General features: G+C 59.4%; 3 protein-coding genes. All 3 read right to left on the bottom strand.

Annotation, left to right across the window (positions count from 1 at the left end; genetic code table 11):
* A partial coding sequence (gene vgrG / locus IV04_RS20875) for a type VI secretion system Vgr family protein (protein ID WP_037404374.1) occupies positions 1-2327 on the bottom strand: 2327 nt, incomplete at its 3' end.
* Positions 2324-4954 (bottom strand): type VI secretion system ATPase TssH, encoded by a 2631-nt coding sequence (gene tssH / locus IV04_RS20870; protein ID WP_037404372.1) that lies wholly within the window; start codon positions 4952-4954, stop codon positions 2324-2326. The genes tssH and vgrG, both read right to left, overlap by 4 nt.
* 380 nt (positions 4955-5334) lie before the next feature.
* On the bottom strand, positions 5335-5739 hold a 405-nt coding region (gene tssD / locus IV04_RS20865), incomplete at its 5' end, for a type VI secretion system tube protein TssD (RefSeq protein ID WP_051916922.1).

Here is a 5739-nt window from a genome sequence, read left to right as displayed (position 1 = left end):
ACCGCAAAATCCGCCGTTTCCCACTTTTGTGCCATCTGGCTGGCGCTCTGCCCGCTGAACTTCTGCCACACCGCTGCCCGCTCAATGATTTTGTCCGGTGCGCCGCTCTCTACCACGCCGTTACCGATACGGATATACGCTCCGCCACTGCCCACCAACAGGATATCCTGTTTCGCACTGATGACTATCTTGCCTTCACTGCTGCTGATACGCACATCCTTCAGGGCGTCCAGCGTCATTTCATCCCCTTGCGCCTGGATTTCGACCTTGCCATGGCTGGCAAAGAGTTTGATCCCCAACTTCTGCGCAAACAGGCTGATTCTTTCCCCAGCAGCAACGGTGAATTTTTTCAGCACGCTAAAGTCGCTGTTTTTTCCACTGGTCGCGGTAATGTTCTCCCCCGCAGAGAGTTGCAGGCTTTTTGGCGTGGTTTGCGCAATGCCCGCTGGGGCAGACAGCAACAGCGCCGCCTGTTTGAGTTCGGTCAGGGTTTCTGCCAGTAACGCTTTTTGTGATTGCAGGTCTGCCAATTCGGCTTTCGCCGTTTCTGCTGCGGCACGGAGCGCTTCCGTCAGGCTCTGGGCTTGCTGCAACTGGCTGAGCGCCGCCGCCATCTCCAGCACCTTGCCCTGCGCCTTGGGCTGCCCATCGGCGCTCATGAAGATGCCTTTCTCCGCGCGGATGGCCCCGAACAGGTCGGTACGCAGCTCAAACCCTTCACCGCGTTGCTGCTTTTCACTGTCAACCAGGTGCCCCAGGTTCAACTGGCTCTTGCCGCCGTACTCCGTACTGAGCTTGATATGCTCCTGATTTCTCGTGTCGTCCAGCCTGAGTTTGTTGTTCGAAGGAGTCCTCAGCACGTTACGCTTGTAGTTGCGGATGGTGACGTGGTCGACGTGCGCCGAGTCATGCAGGGCGTGCGCGATGTAAGGGCGGTCCGGATTGCCATCCTCATACGCTATCGCCACTTCCGTCCCCGCCAGAAGCGGCAGATGGAGACCATACACGTCCCCCGCATACGGACGGGCCTGCCGCACCCACAGGCTCTCGTAACCCGGCTCCCAACTGTCGCGGTCGAACAGCATGTTCACCCGGTAACGCCCGTCTTTGTCGATATGGCCGTAGATATCGTTGGCGGTGGTGCTGGTCACCCGGGCCGGTAACGTGCCCGCCATCTTGGGTTTGGGCAGCAGCGCCGGGCGGAAGCCGTAATCCTCGGAATAGGGAATAGCCTCAAACGCCACCTCAAAGCTGCGGTCGCGCCGTGCCGAACTGCGGGTGCGCACAATCACCACGCCCTGGGTAAACGCGGCAGGAGCATAACTGCCCGTCACCTTCAGCTCCACACCCGGCACCAGCGTCGCGGTATTCGCCACCCCGCTGAACCGGGTCTGCGCGTTCAAGTAGCGTTCATGGCGCAAGCGGGCATAAAAGGCCCCACTCTCCGGCTCTGGGTCACGCCCTTCGCTGCCTGCGGTCAGGTAATTATCGGCGTAATGATAGGCTTCACCGTAGGTGGTGGCATCACCGCGTGTCACATCCACCTGACTGGTCAGGTCGGCAGTGGCGGTGCGGTAATTGTAATCGTTGAGGCTGACCGATTTCTCCACCACCTGATGAGCGCTGGACAAATCCCACACCGAGTCCACACCACTGTCATGCATACCGGAAGGCGGCACCGCCTGCAGGGTCATCCCCTGTTGGTAATGGCGCTGGTCGTCGTAAAACTCCACCACGTCGATATTCAGCTTCGGGTCGGCGGTAAAGCGGAACCAGATACCCACCTCGGCCAGCAGGCGCGAGATAAAGGTCAGGTCATCTTCACCGTACTGCATCACCTGCTCGCGGCGCGGATACTCATGGGCCAGCGTGAAGACAAAATCCTGCCCGCGCATGTCGTGGCGTTCCCGCAGGATTTTCTCCACAATGCCCGGCACCGAGATATCCTGATAAATCGCATTCTGATGGCTGCGCGACAGCAGCGCCAAACGCGGCTCCAGGCACACTTCGTAGTGGCTTTCATCCCGCGAGGTGGAGAGGCGCTTGAACCCGGTAATCACCCCCTGAATCACCCGCTGCGGTTGCTGGACAGACACGCCAAAAGCCTCCATCACCGGGGCTTGCAGGGTGAAGGCGGCGTCCTGCATCAGCATCGTGTCCGGGGCGATGGCCTTGTCGTGGCTGGTGAACTGGATGGCGTAACGGAACGGGGCGCTCAGCGCGTCCTCACCGGTAAAGCCCAGTACATCTATCTCGGCAGTGCTGCCACGGACCGCCAGCTTGTGGTGACTGTGGTCGAAAAATAGCGCAGCGGAGGGTTTACTCATCTTTTTTCTCCATCGAATTCGAGCAGGATGCCCGCGTCCTTGCTCCACCCCAGCGTCAGCCGGGTGGGGTTATGTTTTGCTGCCTTCTGGTTGAGGAGCTGTTGGCTCAGCACCGGCAAAATATGCTGGTTCAGTAGGCTGTCGATATGGCGCGCCCCGCTGTCCGGTTGCAGGCAGGCCGCGACCAAAGCGTCGCTTAGGCTGTCTTCCATCACACAACGCAGGCCGTAATGCTGTTGCAACCGTTGAACCAGTTGTGTCAGCTTGATGCTCACGATACGTTTGAGCGCCTTCGCGCCCAGCGGGCGGTAAATCAGCGTCTGGAAGCGCGCCAGCAGCGCCGGTTGGAAATGGTCGCGCAGCAACGGGTACAACTGTTCATGTAATTCGCTGTCAGGCGCTTCAGGGTGCCGGTTCAGATAGGCCATCAGCGCGTCGCTGCCGAGGTTCGAGGTCATCACTATTACGGTGTTACGGAAATCAATCTCGCGCCCTTCGCCATCGCGCATAAATCCCCGGTCAAACACCTGATAGAACAGGTTGATGACATCCCGGTGGGCTTTTTCCACCTCGTCCAGCAGCACCACGCTGTACGGGCGTTGGCGCACCGCTTCAGTCAGCATGCCGCCCTGACCATAGCCCACGTAGCCCGGCGGTGAGCCTTTGAGCTGGCTGACGGTGTGCGCTTCCTGGTATTCGGAGAGGTTGACGGTAATCAGTGAGGCTTCGCCGCCGAACAACGTGTCGGCCAACGCCAATGCGGTTTCAGTTTTGCCCACCCCGCTCGGGCCAACCAGCAGGAACACGCCCTGCGGGCCGTTGTCCGGCGTCAATCCGGCGCGGGTGGCACGTAGCCGTTGCGCCAGGTCACTCAAGGCCGCTTCCTGCCCGACCACCCGTTTCTCCAATCGGCGTTCAAGTTGCAGCAGTTCACTCTGTTCGTCTTTCAACAGGCTGCCCAGCGGCACGCCGGTCCAGTCGGCAATCACCGTCGCCACTGCCCGTGCATCCACATCCAGCCACAGCAGTGGGTTGCAGCGCTGAATATCCTGCAACTGCACCCGCAATGCATCACATTCCTCACGACGACTGTGACCGTCCTGACGAGCAGTAAGCAATTGTTCAGTCAGCGCCCGTTCTGCCTCGTATTGTACCGCCAGCCGCACGTCATGCTTCTGCAATGCCCGCAGCCGATCGCTGATATCCGCCAGCCGGGCCGGGTCAATCGCCGGGTCCAGCACCTTGTCCTGCTCAAGCATCTGTTGCTCAATCGTCAGTGCCGCCAGTTCCGTCCTGAGGTGCACGATTTGCTCGGGTTCGCTGTCCAGTCCCATACGCACCCGCGCGCTGGCGGTATCCAGCAGGTCGACCGCTTTGTCCGGTAACTGCCTGCCGGTCAGGTAACGGCGTGAGAGGGTGACAGCCGCCTTCACCGCCGAATCGCAGATATGCACCCCATGATAGGTGGCATAGCGCGCCTTCAGGCCACGCAGCATCAGGCAGGCATTGGCATCATCCGGCTCCTCAACCAAAACCCGTTGGAAGCGCCGCTCCAGCGCCGCGTCACGCTCAAAATACTGTTTGTACTCTGCCCAGGTGGTGGCCGCGATAGTACGCAGTTCCCCGCGTGCCAGTGCCGGTTTCAGCAAGTTGGCCGCATCGGCCCCGCCTGCCTGATTGCCCGCCCCAATCAGGGTATGCGCTTCGTCGATAAACAGCAGTATCGGGGTGGGAGACTGTTGCACCGCCGCAATCACGTTCTTCAGGCGTTGTTCAAACTCACCCCGCACGCCGGCACCGGCCTGCAACAAGCCTAAGTCGAGGGTGCGTATCGCGATGTCTTTCAGGCTGGCCGGGACATCACCCTCGGCCAGGCGCAGCGCCAGCCCTTCCACCAGGGCAGTTTTGCCCACGCCGGGCTCCCCCACCAAAATCGGGTTGTTCTTGCGGCGGCGGGAGAGAATGTCCACCATCTGGCGGATTTCATTGTCACGCCCCAACACCGGATCAATCTGACCGGCGCGCGCTTTGGCAGTTAAATCCTGGGTATAGTTATCCAGCTCGGCCTGCAGGGCCTGGTCCGGTTCAACGGTGGGGGATAATGTGGTCTGAACAGGCACATCAATCGGCCATTCAAGGCGCGGGGGCTTGCCCGGGCGTTCTGCCGATTGTGCGTCCAGTAGCGGCAGCAGGTGGGCTAATTGTGCGGCATTGAGGCTGAGTAACGGCCAGGTGGCGTTCTGGGTGATAAGAAAGGGAGAGGCGACCAGGGCCATCAGCACATGCAGTGAACGCACCGCCTCCGTATTGACCTGGGCCGAGGCCTCCAGCCAGGCGCTTTGTATCAGGTGCTCCAGCGGGGCCGACAGTTGCGGTTTGCCCTGGTTCTGATGGGGTAAAGGTTCCAGATGGGCCAACAATCCGTGCCATAGCGCATCCTGATCCCAGTCATAGCGCCGGGCGATCATCGAGATATCCCCGTCGCCCTGTTCCAACAACTTGAGCAACCAGTGCTCTACGGTGATTTCCCCGTGGCCACGGGTCTGGCAGAGCGTCGCCGCTGCCGCCAACGCCTGGGCACAGTAAGGATTTAACCGATGTAATAAACGTGCTGCGTGATGGCTCATGCCTCTTCCCTGTTCTCTTGTCCTGCCCGCCATGCTCCCATGCGGGCACGCTACCGCCCATAGCCGTTAACCGAGGCCCATAAGGTCATTGATATCATGTAAATACGTTTGGCTGAATATCCCCGTCGTCTTTCACATTGCAGGGGTGTTGGCTGCGTTACTCGGCCCTGATAGGGCCTCGCCCCTTCGGGGCCGCTGCAAGCAGCGTTCAAATCTGCTTAGCAGATTTGTCACTCATCCCAGTCACTTGGTTGGCCAAGCTCCTGGGACTTCGCTCAGTTGCCGCCTACCTGCAATGTGAAATCCTTTAGGGATAACGGCTGCACCATACTCAGCCAAACACATTAAAAAGCAGGCGGTTACCCGCCTGCTCTGGCGACTTACGCGGTAGTACGTTCGTTCCAGGCGTCGGAATGAATGATGTTGCCGTCTTTGTAGGTCCAGGTGATTTTTTCGTAACGCAGTTCAATCTCTTCCAGGTGATTGTGCTTCTCTTTACCCGGATCTTTGATGTCGTGCATCTTCGGGGCGACTTTCACCACTTTGACGTTGTCCAGTTTGGTGTTGAAGTACTCCACTTCCTGACCCGCGTCATCAATGCGGTACCATTTGAACTCGGCGGTTTTCAGCGTCTGGCCGGTGGTCACTGCCTTGTACAGGTACGGGCTGGACGCGTCGATTTCCTTGGTAAACACAAACGGCGTGTGAATACGGGTGCCGGTCAGCTTGCCGGTGTTGTTGTCGGTCGGGATGTACAGGTTATGGTCCTGTGCCACCACTTCAAT

This window comes from Serratia sp. Ag1, from assembly GCF_000743355.1.
Taxonomy (GTDB): domain Bacteria; phylum Pseudomonadota; class Gammaproteobacteria; order Enterobacterales; family Enterobacteriaceae; genus Chania.
The sequence above is the reverse complement of the archived record's forward strand: the minus strand, read 5'-3'. Positions and strand labels throughout refer to the sequence as shown.